The organism is Candidatus Kryptonium sp. (assembly GCA_025060635.1).
Classification (GTDB): Bacteria; Bacteroidota; Ignavibacteria; order Kryptoniales; family Kryptoniaceae; genus Kryptonium.
In genome coordinates, this window is the sequence record JANXBN010000002.1 from 15,556 (window position 1) to 36,273 (window position 20,718).

Genomic DNA, 20,718 nt, shown 5'->3' on the forward strand with positions numbered 1-20,718 from the left:
AATTGAAAATTTAAATTTATTTCTTTAATTTAATGATGAAAGATCACGCCGATTTAAAAACAAAAATCGGAAACCAAAAGGATGAAACAAATTATATTATTCCTCGGATTAACCCTTCTTATTACCTCATTTCTTTGGGGACAAGGTGTTACGACTGCAAGTATAAGTGGAATCGTAACTACTCAAGCAGGTGAACCTCTTCCAGGAGCAAATATAGTTGCGGTTCACGAACCAAGTGGAACGGTTTACGGAGCGATTTCAAGAATTGATGGTAGGTATAATCTCGTTGGTTTGAGAGTTGGCGGTCCTTATACGATTACCGTTTCATATGTCGGATATGCTCAGCAAAAGGTTGAAAATGTCATTCTCGCTCTTGGGCAAAATCTTGAACTTAATTTCCGACTCGCTGAGCAAGCAGTTCAACTTGGTGAAGTTGAAGTTATCGGTGAAAGAGCTGGAATTATTAATGCTGCAAGAACTGGACCAGCAACAAATGTTTTAAGGCAACAAATTGATGTCCTTCCGACGATCTCAAGAAGTTTTCAGGACTATTACAAACTTTCGCCCTATTTTGTCGGATATAGCGCTGCTGGTAGAAATAACCGCTACAACAATATCCAAATTGACGGTGCAAACTATAACGATTTATTCGGCCTTGGTGGAACTGGCGCGCCAGCTGGACAAGCAAATGTCACCCCGATAAGCTTGGAAGCAATTGAAGAATTTCAGATTGTAATTGCTCCTTATGATGTTCGTCAAAGTGGATTCACAGGTGGTGGTGTTAATGTAATTACAAGAAGTGGAACGAACAGGTTTTCTGGATCTGCTTTCTACTATGGTAGAAACCAAAACTTCATTGGCAGAAGCCCTGATACTTTGAGAAGGAAATATCCAGATTTTACTGATTATCAAACAGGTTTTAGAATTGGGGGTCCTATTTTAAGAAATAAAATCTTCTTTTTCGTTAACGGAGAACTTACAAGATATTCTTCGCCGTTGAACCGAGTATTTGGTGCGCCGACAATAGGAACAAATATCTTTACAGTTTCACCAGATAGTGTTAGGATATTCCGCGAGGCTTTGAAATCACGCTATGGTTACGAAACTGGTTCTTTTGAAGCATTAAAGTTTCAAAGACATAGCAATAAGCTATTCGTAAAGCTTGATTTCAACCTTGCCCAAAATCATCGCTTGACGATAAGACATAGTTATCTTGATGCTTTTGATGATAATCCTCCGTCAACATCTGGGATACCTGCTCCTAGTGTTGCAACTATATATGCTGAGAATACAAGGTATGCAATAAGAAATAGGACAAATTCAACCGTCCTTCAGTTGAGAAGCTTATTTGGAAATAATATCGCAAATGAGTTCATAGTTGGATATACCTATATCCACGACGATCCAGAATATTATGGTCAGGCATTTCCATATGTTAGCGTTAGAACCACAGATGCTCAAGGCAGAACATACAATCTCGCCGCTGGTTCTGAGAAATTCCGTATGGCAAATGAACTAAAACAGAGATCAATTGAGATAACAAATAACTTGACATTTTTCGTTGGTGGTGGACATGCGATCACTATTGGAACACATAACGAGATATTCTCGTTTAGCAACTTATTTATCCGTGATTTCTTTGGTGCATATCATTGGAATTCGCTTGCTGATTTTCTTGCTGGAAGAAAGGCAGCTCAGTATGAATTAACATATTCAAATATACCTGGCAATCCACAACCTGTGGCGAAGTGGAAAGCCATCAAATATGGTGTTTATGTCCAAGATGAATGGACTGTTAGACCTGGCTTGAGATTGACTTACGGGCTCAGACTTGATGTACCAACATTCCCAGATAAACCAGCTTATAATCCAAGTGTTGATTCAACATTTAAACCACTTGGATATGATATATCAACAGACAAAGTGCCAAAATATCAACTTATGTGGGGTCCGAGATTAGGAATTAACTGGGATGTACTAGGTGATAAGACGCTTCAATTGCGAGGTGGAGTTGGGTTGTTCACAGGGCGTGTTCCATATGTTTGGATTTCAAATCAATACTCAAATACAGGAGTAGAATTTGGAAGATTGTTCTTAACTGGAGCAGCTGTTCCTGACTTCGTTCCTGATCCATATAATCCGCCAAGAGGAGGCACACCAGTTGCTACAACCGAGATCAATGTGACATCTCCAAATTACAAACTTCCTCAAGTTTGGAGAGCAAGTATAGGTATTGATAAAACACTTTTCTTTGGTTTCATCGGAAGCATTGAAGCTCAATACACAAAAACTGTTAACGATATCTTGTATCAAGATATCAACTTAATACCTCAAGGTTATCTTGCTGACGGAAGACCAATTTATGGACGTTGGAATTATGCTACGAGAAGATGGGATATACAAAGACGCAACACCAGATTTACACATGTTATTCTGTTAACTAATACTACCAAGGGATACGCATACAATATCGTATTCCAGCTTGAAAGACCTGCCATAAGAGATGGTTTCTATGCAAAGTTTGCCTATAACTATGGTGTATCCAAAGATTTGAATAGCGGAACTGCTTCTATCGCGCTTTCACAGTGGAGATTTAATCATGTCATAGATCCGAACAATCCATCTCTTGCATTCTCTTCATTTGACTATAGACATAGAATTCTTACTGCATTATCATATAGACAGGAAATCTTCGCTGGGATTGCTGTCACGCTTGGTTTATTCTATAACGGTTTGTCAGGTCAACCATATTCATGGGTATATAGCGGTGATGTGAATGGCGATGGTCAAGTTGAAAATGACCTTGTTTATATCCCGAAAGATAGAAACGATATTATACTTGTTGACGCTGCTGGAAATAACTTACCTTACACAAATGTTGCCTATGATCAGTTGAACGCGTTTATAGAAAGCGATCCATATTTGAGCAAGAATCGTGGTAAGTTCGCCGAAAGGATGGCTGCGCGTGGACCTTGGTCGCATCAAGTTGATGCGAGATTAGCGATTGAAATACCAACGATTTATGGACAAAAACTTGAAATAACATTTGATGTTTTGAACCTTACAAACCTCTTGAACAAAGATTGGGGACTCGTTAAAACAGTTACCTTCCAAAGAGCATTCTTATTAGCATTCCATAGCCTTGATCCTACAACTGGAAAACCAAGATTCCGTTGGACTGGAACACCAGTGCGTGAGCTTCCGCTTGATCTCGCTTCAAGATGGCAAGCTCAAATTGGGATAAAGTATACATTCTAAAAATTTAAATTTATAGCTTTGGGGGAGCAGAAATTTGCTCTTTCTGCTCCCCTTTTTTATTTTTTGTAAGGTCAACCATCTAGATAGCAAATCAAAATAAATTGATGAGGTATACTATGATCATAGCATTGTTGACAGATTTCGGAAATAGAGATTGGTTCGTCGGCGTTATGAAGGCGGTAATTTTAAAAATAAATCCAAACGTCAATATAGTTGACATCAGTCACGAGATTTCGCCTCAAAATGTTCGTGAGGCGGGATTTGTTTTATGGAACGCTTATAGATATTTCCCACCTAAAACAATTTTCGTTTGTGTCGTTGATCCAAAAGTTGGAAGTGAAAGAAAAATTATCGCCGTTGAAACCAAAGATCATATTTTCATTGCTCCAGATAATGGTTTGCTTGATTTAGTTTTAAGCGAAGCTGAACCTTTGAGGGCAGTTTATGTTGAAAATAAGGAATATTTCCTTAAAGATGTCAGCTCCACATTTCACGGCAGAGATATTTTTGCTCCTGTTTCTGCTTACATTTCTCGTGGAGTGGATATTGACGAACTTGGAAGCAAAGCTGAATTGAACTTGACTAAAACAATCTTTATTGAGGTCTCATCACCTGGCGATTATAACGGGGAGATTGTATATATTGACAGATTCGGGAATTTAATAACGAATTTGAAGGTGTTTGGGAAAGTTGAAGGTGAGGTTAGATTTAAGGACTATATAATTGAGAAAATTTCAACCACATATGCTGATGTTAACCCGGGGCAAGTTGTCGCGTTGGTAAATAGTAGCAATTTGCTTGAGATAGGTATTCGCAATGGAAACGCAAAGGAATTTTTTAAATCAAATTACGGTGAGAATTTTATCGCAAAAATCAAGCAGGTGATAAAGAATCATTCAGAACAATAAATTTTGAAAATTTGCGCGTAAAATTTATTTTGGAAACAAAATTTAGCAAGAACAAACCCTAATTCTTCATATAATGTTGAAAATGTTTAGGTTGAAATCAATTGTCTTCGTTGTAGTTTCCGGTTTCTTGATCGTTTTTCTTTCTTCTGGTTGTTCATCATCTAAAAAGACAACGATAGAACAGAGCAGGGATAGAGATGAGGTTAGAGAATTGACTCACAGACGAATTGAGAACAAAGACAAAGCGATTGAACACTTCATCGCTGGTCAAGTTTACGAGCTTAAAGGGGATTATGCAAGTGCTATACTTGAGTATCAAGACGCGCTTCGGTATGATAAGAGCCCGGGAATTTATAACGCAATTGCAAAGGCGTATCAAAAAATTGGTAAGCATTCTCTCGCAGTTCAAATGGCTAAAGAAGCTATTAAACTTGACTCTTTAAATATATCCTATCGTGAAACGCTCGCAGATATTTACATTGAAACCTTTGAAGTCCAGAAAGCGATAAACGAACTTGAAAAAATTCTTAAAATTGATTCTTTAAACTACGGTGCTTTATTTAATCTTGCTCAACTCTACGAAAGCAACAGACCTTTGCGTTCGCTTGAACTTTATAATAAAATTATTGAAAATTACGGTCCTGAGTGGAACGCTCTTCAAAGAATCGCTGAATTATCTTTTCGTCTTGGTAAATACTCTGAATCTGCACATGCACTTGAAATGATGATTGAAATAGATCCATCAAACTACGAGCTTCGTAAGTTAACTGCGGAAACTTATATAAGTGCTGGGGATTTTCAAAAAGCGAAAATGATTTTATCAGAACTTATTGAACTTAAACCTTCAGATGTTCAAGCCGAGATAAGATACGCCGAGGTGCTTCTTCAACTTGGAGAGAAAGATGACGCTTTGAAAATTTTTAACAAAATCGTAAATGATGATTCTATTGATATTGATCTGAAACTTCAAGTAGCCGAAGGTTTGTTGAGAAGCGCTGGAAAGGACACAATATTGAAGAGTGAAGCAAAGGCGATTTTAAAAAATCTATCTTCAAAGCATCCAAGCGAGTGGAGAGTTCATTGGTTGCTTGGGGTCATTGCATCAGACGAAAAGGATAATCAAACTGCTTTTGATGAGTTTAAAATCGTTGTAAACATTAATCCACAAATCGTTGAAGCATGGCGTGGAATTGGGATTGCTCTTTATGAAATGGGGAAATTTGAAGAACTTATCAAGTGGATGCAGGACGGCGTTGGAAAGTTCCCAGACGATTTTTTCCTTAACTTCATTCTTGGACTTGGTTATCATCGGCTTGAACGAAACAAGGAAGCAGTGCAACCACTTGAGAAAGCCCTATCGCTTGATCCTAAAAACATTGATGTCATAAGCACGCTCGCGCTCGTTTACGATGCGATTGGCGACGCAAGTAAATCTGATTCGCTCCACGAACTTGGTTTAAAGATAAGCCCAAACAATCATCTTATTTTGAATAATTATAGTTATACACTTGCAGAGCGTGGTGAAAAACTTGACATTGCTCTTGAGATGGCAAAGAAAGCGGTTGAGCAGGAACCTGAAAATCCAGCTTATCTTGATACGATAGGTTGGGTTTATTTTAAACTTGGAAACTACGAGAAAGCAAAAGAATATATACTAAAAGCAGTTGAAAAAGGTGGAAGTCCCGTTGTGGTAGAGCATCTTGGCGATGTTTATTTCAAACTTGGTGACAAAGAAAAAGCAATTGAATATTGGAAAAAAGCTCTTGAGAAAAATCCATCAAACGAGAAATTAAAAGAGAAAATAAAGCGTGGGCAAATATAAAGCCGTTCTCCTCGTAATTCTTGCCATTATTTTCATTTCTTGTGCTCCAACCAGAAAAGCCACTGTAGATTACAACATTGAAACTTACTTGGAAAGGATTAGTGTGCGAGATAAATTTGTTAGAACTTTGAACGCAAATGGAAGTGTAACACTTGATTCTCCTGAACTTTCGGGCACTGCTAAGATAGAGGTAAATTTGGTGAGACCAGATATTTTAACTTTAAAAGTTGAAACGATTTTTGGAATAGACTTAGGGGAAGCTCATGTTTATTGCGATAATTTTGAAATTTTTGATAGGTTCAATGACTTGAAAATTCAAGGCAAGGTAAGCAACTACATAAAAAAATATCTGGGTGTGGATTTCGCTTGTGATGAGCTAATTGATATTTTAATAGGTTGTCCGAGAATTCAAGAATTTGAAGTGCAAAATTTTAGTGCTAATGAGTTGATTATGGTCAGTAAAAGAGAAGGGAAAAGCGATGTTGTTTTAAAATTTAATCCTGAATTTGAACTTGAAAGTTATGTGCTCTTCAGGGATGGTGTTAAGATATTTGAGGTTAGATATTCAAGATATAAGAAATTTGGAGAGATAACGCTACCGCGGCTCATAAAAATTTATGATGAATTCGGCAGGGGGATTTATTTAAGTTTTTCTGAAGTTGAACTAAATGGATAAAATTCTTTACAACAAAGCTAAAGCAAAGCGTGGTAAAAAAATCTAATTCTGACCTCAAATTAAAAAACAAACTTCTTAAAATCTCAAAAGAGATTGAGAAGCTTTTCAAAGTTGAACGGCAGGAGAGTTCAAATCCACTTGACATTTTGATTGCGACTATTTTGTCTCAGAACACAAATGATGTTAACAGCCATAGAGCATTTAAAAATTTGAAGGAAAAATTTTCAGATTATGATTCTGTTTTAAATGCGAATGTCGGGGAAATTGAAAAAGCCATAAAAATTGGTGGACTTGCTCGTCAGAAAGCGAAGCGAATTAAAAAGTTGCTGCTTAAGTTAAAGGAAAAACGTGGGAATTTTGATCTTTCTTTCCTTAAAGATCTTTCAGTTGATGAAGGATTGAAATTTTTAACTTCATTTGAGGGAGTTGGATTGAAAACCGCCAGTTGTGTTTTGTTGTTCGGATTTAATAAAGAGGTTTTTCCAGTTGATACGCATATTCACAGGATTTTGAACAGGGTTGGAATAGTTAAGACAAAGACGCCTGATGAAACATTTTTGAGCGTTCAAAAATTAATCCCTCAAGGGCTTGCTTATCATCTTCACACGGGATTGATAAAGTTTGGAAGGACAATTTGCAGAGCCCAGAATCCTTTATGCGGGATTTGCCCAATTTATAGAATTTGTGGCTTTGAAAAGAAGAATTTTTATCGTAAAAAGAGCGGAAAACTCAAACTTATCAAAAGTGAAAATGCCGAGTTTATCCTTCTGAACAAGGTTTAGATTTCCGCTGGAAAGTTTTGTGTTTTAAAATTGAAAATTTTAATTTTTTAGCGTGAACTTTTTTAAAAACATAATTTGAAGTTCAATGGTAAAAAGAAGAGAATTTCTGAAAAGCTCATTACTTGCCGGAATAGGGGCGGTATTAGCTGGAAAATTTAAAATTTTCCAATTTGCTGGCAACTCATACGCTTATGAATCAAATCAGGCGAGTTTGCCCATTTTAATTTCTACCTGGAGACAGGGAATAAAAGCCAATGAGATGGGGGTGAAAGTTTTATCTGAAGGTGGGACAGCTCTTGATGCGGTTGAGCTTGGTGTAAGAACAGCAGAAGACGATCCGAGCGTGATGAGCGTTGGATATGGTGGATTGCCGGACGAATGCGGTCATGTTTCGCTTGATGCTTGTATAATGGACTGGGAATTTAACGCTGGAGCTGTTGCATTTGTTCAAAAGTGCAAAAATCCTGTGTCTGTTGCAAGAAAAGTGATGGAATTAACAAAACATGTTTTCATAGTTGGCGAGGGCGCAGATAGGTTTGCGAAGTTGATGGGATTTCCAGAAGTTGATTTGTTAACAGATGAAGCAAGAAAAAGATGGCTTGAATGGCGAAGAAAAATGAGTCAAAGCGATAATTGGCTCTCGCCGGAAGAAAACCATGATACAATCGCAATGCTTGCTCTTGACAAACAAAGAAGAGTTGCTGGAGCAGTTACAACAAGCGGACTTGCTTGGAAAATCCATGGCAGAGTTGGTGATTCACCAATAATTGGAGCTGGATTATATGTTGATGGTGAAGTTGGAGCAGCAGGATCAACAGGTGTGGGAGAAGCAGTGATAAGAACTTGTGGAAGTTTTCTTGTGGTTGAATATATGAGAAATGGGATGCATCCGCAAAAAGCGGTGGAAGAAACATTGAAACGAGTCCTAAAAGTCAATAAAAAGTGGATTGACAAGGATCCGAACTTTCAAGTTGCATTCATAGCTGTCAATCTAAGAGGCGAAATTGGTGCGATGGGCTTGAGAAAGGGATTTCAATATGCGCTTTATAAAGATGGAAAGAACCAATTTCTTGACGCACCAAATTTAATTTAAAATTTAACGGTTTGAAAAATGAGGTTTGAAATTATTACCTTGGTTTTAATTTTATCATCTCAACTTTTTTCACAGGTTAAGCTTGAAAGCATAGCACTTGGTTCAGATCTATCTTATGGGCTCAAGGGGATAAATTATGTCAATAAAGCAACAGGTTTTGGTTTTTCGGGTGAGTTAAAGTTTAAACTTGATCAGAGATCAAAGTGGAAATTTGGTTTCATTTCTGGATACAGAGACCTCAAAATTGAGCCATCGGATTCAATGACGATTGAAAGATGGAACTGGGACTATTGGCGAATTTGGTATCGCAGTCACGTTCGCTCGCTTATAGCTGATTCAAACTATGCTGTTAATTTGAATCCTGAACAGAGATTATATGTTTTGCCTGTAAAAATCTACTTTGGTAGGGATTTTAGTTTTGGCAAATTCACATTTCTTACTGGTTTTGTCCTCGGTTTAACTTTTTATGAAAGAGCTTTCTGGCTAAATGAGACATGGTGGAAAAGATTTCCGAATCTTTCTGGTGGAGAAACTTATGTGTTTCAGTATTCTTTCAAAAACAACGCACCGAGTAAGAAGGGAACTGTTTTGAATTTGGGGGTTAAGTTTGAGGCTGGATTTAGGCTGACGAAGATCGCATCTTTTACATTTGGCTTTGAATTTGAGCATTATCCAAGCATAAATAAAATAGAAAGAGTTGAATTTGGAAAGATTGTGCTCGGTGGCGTTGGGGAATCTTATAAAAACTTCGTCTTGAGAGATGTTTTTAAATTAACAGCTGGTTTTGCATTTAATTATTGAAAATTTAATTTTAAAGTGAGATGAAAAGAGGCAAAATTATTTTAATTCTTGTTTTGGTTTCATCTCTTGCCTCATACTCTCAATTTTCTGCTGGGGTTGAGGGAATTTATATTCTTCCGATCGGTGGGTTTTCAGGTTGGTTTGATAGGCATTACTCTGGAACAGTTTACATCGGACAAGCAAATCAAGAAAACTCCTTTGTTGCAGGTAGGATTGAGTATTACAAATTTTATCGCGAAAATACGGATAAGCTATATTACAAAGATTTGAGTTTAGAGCTAAAAATTTACGGTCTTGGTGCTGAATACAGACATTCTGTTTATAGAGTTTATTTTTTGAACTTCTATGGAGTTATTGGCGCAGGTTTATACCGTTGGTTTGGTTTACGAGGTGAATACTATTTCAAGGACTCAAGCGGTAATGTTATTGATTATGTAGCAGAGCGGAGATATCAGGATTGGAGTGGGGGATTTTGGGGTGGAGGTGGAATGGAGCTTAAAGTCATTAGAAATTTATCTCTAAATTTAAGTGCAAGGTATCAAATAGTTGTTGGTGAAATGTGGCAAACTCTTGCGTTACGGCTTGAACAAGCGAGTGGTTTTCAGTGGCTTGGAGTTCAAGCAGGTGTTCAGATCAAGCTTTAGTTTTGATCTCCTTTATGTAAGGTATCTTCAAGAGTTCAGATAAAAAGCGATGGTGTGAAGGATGTTTATCACAGTATGATATACTAATTTTTAGTATACCATTTTCTTCCACCAGATGGTATTGATTGGGTTTTATTTCATGTTCTGAAAGAATTTCAATTAATTCTGCTCTACCTTTCCCTTTTTCGTCAATGATTTCAAGATATAATGTTGTTAGATGGCATTTACCAAGAAGTGCTTTTTCTACATTCGTAAGGAATGTCAAAACGAGAAGAACAATTACTGTAAAAACTGTCGCGAGAATTATTTGTCCTGAGCCAATTGCTAATCCAATTGCTGCAACTACGAAAATTGTTGCCGCGGTTGTGATTCCTGTTATTGTTCCCTTAGATTGAATTATTGTTCCGGCACCAATAAATCCAATACCAGTTACAATTTGTGCTGCAATTCTTCCGGGATCGTTTGAGATTTTAATTGAAATAATCGTATAAAGTGCTGAGCCAAGGCAAATTAGAATATTGGTTCTAAATCCGGCGGGTTTTCCTTTCAATTCCCTTTCAAGGCCAATTAATCCACCGAATATAACGGCAAGGACAAACTTGAAAAGATCAAGATGTATTTCTTGCATGCTTAATGTTTTTATTTATTTGACAGATTTCGGTTTGATATTATCACAAGATGTATGCTTTCAGAAGGAAGTTCGGTCATTTTCTCAGCGTTGCTGAGGATGATTTTATGTAATTTGTTATTTAAACAAGAACTTTATAACCTGCTTCTTCTACTTTTTGCTTTACATCTTCTAAGTTGAGTTCGCCGGTGTAAATTATCTCAAGCGTTTTACTTGTATGGTCAGCTTTTGCTGACACGACATTTTTTAATTGCTTAACTGCTTTTTCCACCGTCGTTTCGCAATGGTGGCAGGTCATGCCCTCAACTGTTAAAGTTAGCTTGTTCATTTGATTTATAGCTTTAGTTTTTTAATTCTCAACGAGTTTAATACAACTAAAAGTGAGCTAAGTGACATTGAAATTGAGGCAAAGATTGGCTTAAGAGAAATCCCAGCTACTGGGTATAAAATGCCGGCAGCGATTGGGATTAGAATCACATTATAAAAGAAAGCCCAGAAAAGATTTTCTTTTATTATTTTGTAGGTTTTCGCTGAGAGTTTTATCACTTGGTAAACTCCCTTTATGTCATCTTTCATCAGGATCATATCTGCTGTTGCTGAGGCAATATCTGTCCCTGAACCAATTGCAATCCCCACATCTGCTTTCGCAAGCGCTGGAGCATCATTCACGCCATCTCCAACCATTGCAACTATGTATCCAGAATTTTTGAGTTCTTCTATTTTTTCTGATTTTTGTTCGGGCAAAACTTCCGCGAAAATTTTATCAACACCAATTTGATTGGCTATTGCTTTTGTCGTTTTGTAATTGTCTCCGCTCAAAATCGCTATATCAATTCCGAGTTTCTTGAGATTTAAAATTGTAGATTTGGCATCATGCTTTATCGTATCTGCAACTGCAATTATTCCAGCTATTTTACGATTAATAGCAATAAATACTGATGTCTTACCTTGATTTGTCAAGAGATCAATGATTCTTTCGTAGCTTTGGGTTTCAATGTTTAAGTTTTTCATGAAAGTTGTGTTGCCAACCGCAACTTCGTTTGAATCAACATTGGCAAAAACACCTTGCCCTGGGATTGAGAAGAAGTTTTTGGGTTCTAAAAGTTTTAGGTTTCTTAACTTCGCATATCTTACTATGGCTTCTGCAAGAGGATGTTCTGAATTTCGTTCAACAGACGCGGAGAATCTCAAAAGCTCGTTTTCTGATATGTTGCCGAGTTTTATGATGTCCGTTACTTCAGGTTTTCCATAGGTTATTGTTCCAGTTTTATCAAATACGACCATGTTAATTTTGTTTGCAATTTCAAGTGCTTGTGCATTTTTTATTAAAACGCCATATTCAGCTGATTTGCCAGTTGCTACAACTATTGCGGTTGGAGTTGCAAGTCCAAGTGCACATGGACAGGCGACAATTAAAACAGAAATAAAATTCATAAGTGCAAATGTGAAACTATATCCAGAGAGATACCAGATTAAAAAGCTTAAAAATGCTATTCCAATCACAATTGGGACGAAAACTGCTGCGACTTTATCAGCAAGTTTTTGCACTGGTGGTTTTGTCGCTTGTGCGTCCTTAACCAGTTGAATTATTTTCGCAAGTAATGTATCTTTTCCTACATTGTTCACTTTAAATTTAAAACTTCCAGCTTTATTAAGAGTTGAACCTATGACCAAATCGCCTGGCTTTTTCTCAACTGGCATGCTTTCTCCAGTTATAATTGACTCATCAACAGAAGCGTAACCTTCAATTATTACACCATCAACAGGTATTCTCTCACCGGGTTTAACGAGAACTATATCACCTACTCTTACTTCTTTAATTGGGACAACTATTTGTTTGCCTTCTTTAATTATCGTTGCGGTTTGCGGTTGTAGGGTAGAAAGTTTTTTAATTGCTTCGGTTGTTTGAGATTTTGCCCTCGCTTCAAGAAGTCGCCCCAGGAGAACGAATGTAATTATAACAGCGGATGTTTCATAATAAACATCAGATGTTTTTCCAGTTAATTCAAAAATTTTAGGATAAAATGTTGCAACGGTGCTGTAAATATATGCGGAGCCAGTGCCAATTGCTATTAGTGTGTTCATATCCATTGATAAGTGCCGAATTCCAGATAGGAAACTTTTAAAAAATTTACCACCGCCGTAGAAGATCACGGGAGTTGTGAGGGCGAAGAGAATATAGTTAATGAAAGTTCTATCTTCAGTATGATAAAAAAGATGCGACACCATATCAATCAGAATAAATCCAGTAAGAATTGCGCTGACGATGAATCTTTTTTTGAGGTCTTCAAACTCACGCTTTCTTACGATTTCATCGTAAAGTTCTATTTCTTCTTCAGGGAGTTGAGGAACTTTATAACCAAATTTTTCTAATTCTTCTTTTATGTTTTCAGGTGTAACGAGAGTTGGGATGAATTCAGTTGTCACAGTTCCAACAGCGGGATTTACTGAAACATTTATAACGCCATTTATCTTTAAAATGGTCTTTTCAATATGAGATACGGAGGCAGTAGAAAGTCCTTCAACTGGGAAATTTATCTTTTGTATAGCTACATCATAACCAATGGATTTTACCGACTGTATTATATCTTTTAGATTTACCTGTTTTTCTTGTTCAACTTCAATTGTTGCTTTTTCAGTTACTAAATTAACACTTGCATTTTTCACGCCCGGGATCTTTAGGAGGTTGTTTTGAACTTTCAAGACGCAGCTGGCGCAGGTCATTCCGACAATTGGAATATCAATCCTTAAAAGTTTACTCTCTTTGCCTTTCTCTATTTCTTTGCTCTGTTCTTTCATTTTCCCGAGGTTTCGTATAATCTTTTTTCAAATATAAGTTTTCAGTCGTAAAAAATCAATTTGAGATGGAAAATCTTCAAGGTTGGGGCAATAACTTTGGATGGAAAAGACATTTCTTTAGTGATTTTCCGACCGTTTTTAATGCTTTTGCTATTTTTGGATGGATAATTTTTTTAAAACGATTGGATTTTTTAAATTTGTGTTTGCGAAGAAAAAATATAACTTTTATCCGACGATGAAAAAACTTTTGCTGTTGCTTCTTCTACCTTCATTAATTCTTGCGCAGAAGCCCCAGGATAACCGCTCAACGAACATTGGAAGAATTGGTCTTGCGGTTAATTCGTATGGGCAAATTGGCAATGGATTTAATCCATCGTTTTGGCCATCTCAGCCATCGTGTGAGTTCCCGATTAAGCCAGTTAGGACGAGAATTGAACATCTTTTCAACGGTGGTTTATGGGTTGGAGGTTATGGCAAGAGCGGACTAACCGTTACAACAGCTACTCACGATAGGCGTTTTTCAAGTGAATTTACACAGCGAATTGATCAGGGTTTGTATGAGCGTTCAAGCTTGCTTGAATCAAGATATTACAGCCCTGATGCCATAAGCCATCAGGATTTTTATTGTGATTTTACAGATACAAATACAATAAATCCATTGACGGGAGAGCCAATCTCAGGACATAACCCACTTGGAGTTTCGGTTCGTTTTGAGACATACGCTTGGCAGTATTCAATCGCGGACAATTTCGTGATTTTAAATTTCAAGATAAAAAATGTTACAAATGTTGCGATTGAGAGTTTATATGTTGGACTTGTTACAGATCTTGTTGTAAGGAATACAAATTATAGATTTCCTGCTGAGGGTTCTGTTTTTTACTCTGGAACTGGTCTTGGTTATATAGATAGTTTAAGATTGCATTACGCTTTTGATGCTGAAAATAGACCTACGGATGGTCAAACCGATAGCTACATCGGAATTAAACTTTTGGGAACAGAACCATTGCTTGGTGGGCATCTTGATAGCTTGAACAGATATACAGTTTATCAGGTTTGGCAATTTAGGGCAAGTACAGGAGATCCGGATTTAATTTCACCTGCGAATGATCAGCAAAGGTATGATAAAATGCGTATTCAATTTCCATCTGCAAAAATTCCGAGCCTAAAGAGCCCAGGGAATAGATACACGCTTATTTCAGCTGGTCCTTTTCCGACATTGTATCCGGGTGATTCGGTAAGTGTCGCTTTCGCTGTAATATGTGCGAAAAAATATGGTGACGATCCGCAAAGAGATGATACACCATTGAGTAAAAAGTTGCTTATTGAAAGTGCAATATGGGCTCAGAAAACTTATAACGGTGAAGATAGAAATGGAAATGGAATTCTTGATCCAGGGGAGGATTTAGATGGAAATGGAAAAATTACGAGATTTATTTTCCCAACGATTTTGCCCCCTCCGAAAGTTAAAGTTGTCCCTGGTGATAGAAAAGTTGATATTTACTGGGATAGGTCGGTTGAAGATGTTGTTGATCCAGTCCTAAATAGGAAAGATTTTGAAGGTTACAGAATTTATATGACAAAACTTGGGTTTGACATTGGATTTGTTAGAGCAGGTGAAGAGCCATATATTTTGATTGCAGAGTTTGATAAGTTAGGTAACGATGTTGGTTTTAACACAGGATTTGGGTCTATTAAACTTCAGACACCAGTAACTTTCCCAGATGATACAGTGCGATATTATTACAAATTTACTGTTGAGAACTTGTTAAATGGATGGCAATATATTTTTGGAGTTGAAGCATTTGATGAAGGCGATCCGGATAATAATATACCAAGTCAATCAAGCGTTAGGGTTATGCGCCGAGTTATACCGGGTTCACCACCTACATCGGATAAATCAAAAGAAGTTGGTGTTTATCCAAATCCATACTATGCAAGAGCAATATGGGATGGCACTGGTGGAGAGCGAGAAAGGAAAATTTACTTTTACAATTTGCCGAGAAAATGCGAAATAACTATTTACACACTTGCCGGTGATATAGTTGATAGATTCATTCATGATGCTGATACATACACTGGAACAGATATCCAATGGTTTCAGGTTTATGGAGATGGAACTCAAAAATTTTCAGGTGGAGAGCATGCCTGGGATTTGATTTCAAAATATGATCAAGCAATAGCAACTGGACTTTATCTTTTTACAGTTAAAGATCTTGAGACAGGCGAAATCAAACGAGGTAAGTTTGTAATAATTAAATAAACGAGCGAAAGTCGTGAGAACAAAAAAAGAGACAAAAGCTGAAGAGATAATAAAAAAATTGCCTGAGATAATAGAGTCAGACAGTGCTTTTAGACAGAGACTATTTGCTATGTTGCTTGAGTATTTTCCATCAAGGCAGGAGTATAATTATATATTGAAAGGTATAAACGAAATTTTGGAGCGACAGGAAGAGCATTCACGAGTGATAAAGGAATTAACCGAGAAAATTGATAAACATTCGCAGATACTTGAGGAATTGATTAGAGGACAGGAGCGACATTCGCAGATACTTGAAGAGCATGCGAAAGCAATAAGAGAGTTAAGTGAAAGACAGGAAAGACATTCGCAGATACTTGAGGAACATGCGAAAGCAATAAGAGAGTTAAGCGAGAAAGTAGATAGACATTCGCAGATACTTGAGGAATTGATCAGAGGACAGGAGAGACATTCGCAGATACTTGAAGAGCATGCACGGAAGCTGGAAGAGCATTCAAAAGCGATTGAAATGTTGGTAAAAGAAGTTTATGAGTTAAAAATAACTGTTGGCGGGCTTGTTAAAGAGATGGGAGATATGAAAGTTGAATTTGCACGACTCTCCGATGCGGTTTATAAGCTTAAGGTTACAATAGGCAATATAGGTGCAAGATGGGGAATTATGACAGAAGATATGTTCAGAAAAGCTTATGAAGAGATTTTGAAATCTCTATTTGGGCTTGAATATAAAGTTGAAAAGCGAAAGATAAAGTATGATGATAAAGAATCGGAAATTGATATCGTAATATCGGACGCAAAGGAAGTGATCGTTGAGGTTTCCGCTTCAATGAATAAGAAAAAAGCGGAAAGAATAGCTGAAAAAATTAAAGCATATAGAAAAGAGACCGGTAAGGAAGTTCCAGCGTATGTGATATCTGCAAGTGCGTCTGCTGAATCCGTCGTTTTGTTAAGAGACGAAAACATCAACATCATAACACCAGAAGCAGAAGAAGAGGAATTTGAAAAATAACAAATAAATTCAAAGAGGCAAAGATGAAAAAATTAGCTTTAATCATCGCATTTTTAGTTTCAACAGTAGCTCTTTCACAAAGTCCATTCCGACTTGTTCCAATTCAAGAAATTCAGTGGGTTCATCCTGATTCATTAAGGAAAGCTGATAGTTTGCAAGCTGCTGGAGTTGCTTTCAACTCCACTGCTTTTCCACATTGGATTGAGGACTCAAGATATTGGTATGTTCCTCCAATTTCTGCAACTCAATACGGAGACACTTTCACTGTCGTTGGGATAGTTATGAATCGTCCGCAAATGTATACGCTTGGAAATAGGTATGTTGTTTTTATTCAGGATACCGCTGGTGGACCTTGGAGTGGTATCATTGTTCTTGCAAATGATACGACTTCTGCAAATACGCAAGCGACTGGAATTCAAGTTCTTGATACTGGAATGGTTGTAAAAATTGTCGGAAGAGTTGAGGAATTTCCCGCATCGTCAAGCACTGGATACACGGAATTATTTACGGTTATACCAGATCCACGGACGGGGCAAATAATCCCAATAGAAGTTATTGATTGGAAACTGAGCAGACCCGAACCTGTTGAAGTTAGAGTTTCAGATTTCGTAAGAGGTAACGCTTCAGTTGGGGGACATCGTATAAACTTTTCAAACGGAGAGAGATGGGAAGATGTGTATGTGATAATAAGGAATGTTTCAGTTGTCAATCGTAGTGGAACAGTCGGTGGTAGATGGACTTGGTGGATTGGTGATGATTCTGGAAATGTTATTCAAGTTTATGATGGTTCCAGACATTTCAGAGGTGGTTCAGGAGCATTTAATCCTAACTGGACTCCTCCACCAATTGGGACGAAACTTGAATATATCCGTGGTGTTATAGTGGGTGTTGGTAGTGGTTATGCAATTACCCCGCTTTATCCTGATGATGTAAAAATATTATCTTATGCTCCAGAAATAAATTATGCATTTACAACACCGCAAAAAAGAGAACCAGCCTTACCATCAAGCACCGATCCAGTAAAGATAAGAGCGATCGTTAAAGTAACGGATCCAACTCCAGGCGTTGTAATTGACACTGTAAGACTTCTTTACAGCGTAAATTATGGTTCATTTAGAGAAGTTTTGATGTCAAAGATCAGCGGTGATACATTATGGGAAGGAATAATACCACCGCAACCTAATGGTTCTTTGGTTAGGTATTTCTTTAGAGCCAGAGATTCAAAAGGGCAAACCACTCAACTCCCGGGTGATACATCGCAGAACATTTATTTCTACTTTGTGAAGGATGGTGAGCTAAAGATAAGAGATTTGCAATATACAATATTGAGAAATGGAAACACTGGATTTTGGGATTTAAGAGTCAAAGTAAGAGGTATTGTCGTTGCTGATACAAATGATTTCCCAACAGAGCCACCGCTCTTAAATCCTGGATCAAAGGAACAATATCGTGTTTATATCCAAGATGACACGAGCGCATGGAGTGGAATTCGTTTGTTTGGTAGCAGAAGTTATGTTTTAAGAAGAGGAGATAGCGTTGAAGTAATTGGAACTGTAAGGGAGCGAAATAATGTGACTGAAATTGTCGTTGATAGCGTAAGAATCATAGCAAGAAATAGACCAGTTTATCCAGCTGTTGTTGTCAGAACTGGTGATGTGGGGAATAAACCTAATGGAACGGAAAGCGCAGAAAAGTGGGAGAATATGCTAATACGATTTGTAAATGTATTAATCACAGATGTTGATCCAGATAGAAATGGCGGAACATTCAGAGAGTTCGTTGTTGATGATGGGACAGGCGGATGCAGAGTGAACGATGATGGAGGTTATAAATTCTCAAATTATCCACCAGATACAGCATATGGCTACAGAATCCTTTATGTCGGGAATAGAATAAGTTATTTGCAAGGGATACTTCATTTTTCATTCAACAACTACAAGATTGAACCGCGCAGCGATGAGGATTTCGGAACGATAACAAAAGTCGTTGTCGCTTATAACTCTGAAATACCTGAGAAATTTGAACTTTTGCAAAACTATCCGAATCCATTTAATCCATCAACTTATATTGAATACAAATTGCCAAAGCGAGTTCATGTAACACTGAAGGTTTATGATGTTCTTGGCAGAGAAGTAGCAACGCTTGTTGATGAAGTTCAAAACGCTGGCTCTTATAGAGTTAGATTTGAAAATCCGAAAATATCAAGTGGTGTTTATTTCTATGTTTTGAAAGCAGAGAATTTTGTGGATGTGAAAAAGATGATGTTGTTAAAATAAGCTTGTTTTGGGGCGAAGCGACATTAAATAGATCGCTTCGCCCTGTTTTCAAAAATTCTGAAACCTAATAATGATTCACACACTGGAATAAAATGTCGGAGAAAAGATGAAACTCAAATTTTTTATCTTCACAATAGCAATACTGCTTTATGGATGCATTAAGCACAAGATGAGCGAACCATATCCTAACGCACGACCTGAAACTTATATTTCGTTGTTTCCAGATTCAGCGTTAAATCAATCAACGAGCAATTTACACATCCATTGGTGGGGCGTTGATAAAGATGGATGGATTTCAGGTTATGTTTTTAGCTTTGATAGAAAAAATTGGTTTTGGACATTTAAAAACGATAGCGTTTTTAAGCTCCCGATTTTTGGTACTGACACAAGCTATAACTTTTGGATATTTGCAGTTGATAATACTTTGAAAACAAGATTCACCGAGGGACAAAAGATAAACTTCATTGATAAAAACGGAAATAGAGCTTGGGATAGAGGGGAAGAGTTTGAAATTTTACCAAATGATTGTTACGATGAGACACCAGCTGATTTAACATTTCCAATTAGAAATACTCCGCCGACGGTGGAATTTGCAATGACGGGTGAGTTTGCTGGAACACGACTTGATGTTCCTGATACAACTTTTCCAATTGTTTCATTTCAATGGATCGCTTCTGATATTGATGGGGATAATACAATTTCCGAATTTTGGGTTGCTCTTAATGATACATCAACTTGGGTGAGAGTTCCGGGACAATTTAGATTTGTTACGCTTCTTGCTGAAAACTTTTCACAAACGGATACAATTGCTAATGCGCTGGTTATTCCGAGCTCAACTCAAACACTTGGACGTGTCCCCGTTTCTGGAACCTTGAAAATGCGTTTGAATGGAAACAATGTTTTTTACCTTAAAGCTCGTGATGTCGCTGGTGCATTTAGCAAGACGATAAGAATGCCATCTGAAGGAAGGACATGGTATGTTAGAAGGCCCAAAGGAAATCTTTTGATAGTTGCTGATTATGGGATTGCGGATAACTCAATAGGTTTTTATAGATCTATTTTTGATACGCTTGTTGGAGGGAATTATGATGTATGGAATTTAAGAGTTGGTGCGAGGTATCCAAGACGTGGTATTTTAGTGCCACCTTTTCCACGGGTTGATTTCGCTGAAGTTTTGGTGAGATTTTATAGATATGTTTTCTGGGTATCAAGTGATGAAACAAATTTTGATATAGCAGCTATATCACTTCCAAAGTTTAGAAATCAAGGTGGAAAAGTGTTGTTTTCGTTTATATTGCCACAGAGCACAACGCCTGATTTTGATGTGGGAAAAGCTTTAAGTGATATTTCAGGTGTAGTTGATAGTATTAGTTCCTCACCGCTTACTGGTTTTGTTCCATCTGGCACGAGGATTTTGAATTATAATCCTTCTAATCCAGCTGAAACATCTGAATATCCTGTTTTGGTTCGTGATAGCCCATCTGATAATCCTGTTGATGGTGGGAAAATAGTTGCATTTTTGAGAGCAGTTTATCCATCTGCTTTTGCCCGTCCAATTTACTGGGTTGAACCCCGAAGCGCTTGGGGAAATATAACATTTGCAATAGGTGCTGAATCAATTGATAAAAACTTTGTGCTTGTTGGTTTACCAATATATAGGTTTAACGGAGGAGTGAGAAATGCAGGAGTGTTCATTTCAAGGGTTTTCAGAAACTTTGGTGCCAGTAGTAAATTTTCTTCGTTTTAAAAGTTAATTGGAGGTGAACGA

General features: G+C 37.3%; 15 protein-coding genes. 12 read left to right on the forward strand and 3 right to left on the reverse strand.

All coding sequences use genetic code 11. The features are described 5' to 3' along the window. Positions 1-81 precede the first annotated feature (81 nt). The 8 genes from NZ923_04490 (at position 82) to NZ923_04525 (ending at position 9,984) form a co-directional block, all read left to right on the forward strand. Positions 82-3,258, forward strand: a complete 3,177-nt coding sequence (locus NZ923_04490) for a TonB-dependent receptor (GenBank protein MCS7229279.1) — start codon at positions 82-84, stop codon at positions 3,256-3,258. Positions 3,259-3,374: 116 nt separating this feature from the next. Then, positions 3,375-4,166 (forward strand): SAM-dependent chlorinase/fluorinase, encoded by a 792-nt coding sequence (locus NZ923_04495; GenBank protein MCS7229280.1) that lies wholly within the window; start codon positions 3,375-3,377, stop codon positions 4,164-4,166. Positions 4,167-4,248: 82 nt separating this feature from the next. Next, positions 4,249-5,988, forward strand: coding sequence for a tetratricopeptide repeat protein (locus NZ923_04500; protein MCS7229281.1), 1,740 nt, complete (start codon positions 4,249-4,251; stop codon positions 5,986-5,988). After that, positions 5,975-6,664: a DUF4292 domain-containing protein gene (locus NZ923_04505; GenBank protein MCS7229282.1), complete on the forward strand. Its 690-nt coding sequence runs from the start codon at positions 5,975-5,977 to the stop codon at positions 6,662-6,664. Before NZ923_04500 ends, NZ923_04505 begins: the two co-directional genes overlap by 14 nt. Before the next feature lie 161 nt (positions 6,665-6,825). Continuing rightward, positions 6,826-7,446: an endonuclease III gene (locus tag NZ923_04510; GenBank protein ID MCS7229283.1), complete on the forward strand. Its 621-nt coding sequence runs from the start codon at positions 6,826-6,828 to the stop codon at positions 7,444-7,446. Positions 7,447-7,531: 85 nt separating this feature from the next. Next, a complete protein-coding gene (locus NZ923_04515) occupies positions 7,532-8,539 on the forward strand; it encodes a N(4)-(beta-N-acetylglucosaminyl)-L-asparaginase (protein ID MCS7229284.1) in 1,008 nt (335 codons plus the stop codon). 18 nt (positions 8,540-8,557) lie between these two features. Next, positions 8,558-9,340 carry a hypothetical protein gene (locus NZ923_04520; protein ID MCS7229285.1) on the forward strand — a complete coding sequence of 261 codons (783 nt, stop codon included), beginning with the start codon at positions 8,558-8,560 and terminating at the stop codon, positions 9,338-9,340. 20 nt (positions 9,341-9,360) lie between these two features. Next, the gene (locus NZ923_04525) at positions 9,361-9,984 is read left to right on the forward strand and encodes a hypothetical protein (GenBank protein MCS7229286.1); all 624 of its coding nucleotides are present in this window, start codon (positions 9,361-9,363) and stop codon (positions 9,982-9,984) included. Here NZ923_04525 and NZ923_04530 read toward each other — a convergent pair. From NZ923_04530 to NZ923_04540, 3 genes are all read right to left on the reverse strand, one after another. Then, on the reverse strand, positions 9,974-10,612 hold the full coding sequence (locus NZ923_04530; GenBank protein ID MCS7229287.1) for an MgtC/SapB family protein: 639 nt from the start codon (positions 10,610-10,612) through the stop codon (positions 9,974-9,976). The two genes, NZ923_04525 and NZ923_04530, sit on opposite strands and share 11 nt — an antisense overlap. 121 nt (positions 10,613-10,733) lie before the next feature. After that, positions 10,734-10,940: a heavy-metal-associated domain-containing protein gene (locus NZ923_04535; protein MCS7229288.1), complete on the reverse strand. Its 207-nt coding sequence runs from the start codon at positions 10,938-10,940 to the stop codon at positions 10,734-10,736. A gap of 5 nt (positions 10,941-10,945) precedes the next feature. Further along, entirely contained in the window at positions 10,946-13,411 is a 2,466-nt protein-coding gene (locus NZ923_04540) for a heavy metal translocating P-type ATPase (GenBank protein ID MCS7229289.1), read from the reverse strand. A 199-nt stretch (positions 13,412-13,610) separates the two neighbouring features. Between NZ923_04540 and NZ923_04545 the strand changes: the two genes are divergently transcribed. The 4 genes from NZ923_04545 to NZ923_04560 all read left to right on the forward strand — a co-directional run bounded on the left by NZ923_04545 (position 13,611) and on the right by NZ923_04560 (position 20,697). Next, positions 13,611-15,671: a hypothetical protein gene (locus tag NZ923_04545; protein MCS7229290.1), complete on the forward strand. Its 2,061-nt coding sequence runs from the start codon at positions 13,611-13,613 to the stop codon at positions 15,669-15,671. Between the two features lie 13 nt (positions 15,672-15,684). Further along, positions 15,685-16,674 carry a DUF3782 domain-containing protein gene (locus NZ923_04550; protein MCS7229291.1) on the forward strand — a complete coding sequence of 330 codons (990 nt, stop codon included), beginning with the start codon at positions 15,685-15,687 and terminating at the stop codon, positions 16,672-16,674. Between the two features lie 23 nt (positions 16,675-16,697). Beyond that, positions 16,698-18,950 carry a T9SS type A sorting domain-containing protein gene (locus NZ923_04555; GenBank protein MCS7229292.1) on the forward strand — a complete coding sequence of 751 codons (2,253 nt, stop codon included), beginning with the start codon at positions 16,698-16,700 and terminating at the stop codon, positions 18,948-18,950. 106 nt (positions 18,951-19,056) lie between these two features. Continuing rightward, entirely contained in the window at positions 19,057-20,697 is a 1,641-nt protein-coding gene (locus tag NZ923_04560) for a hypothetical protein (protein MCS7229293.1), read from the forward strand. Positions 20,698-20,718: the final 21 nt, after the last annotated feature.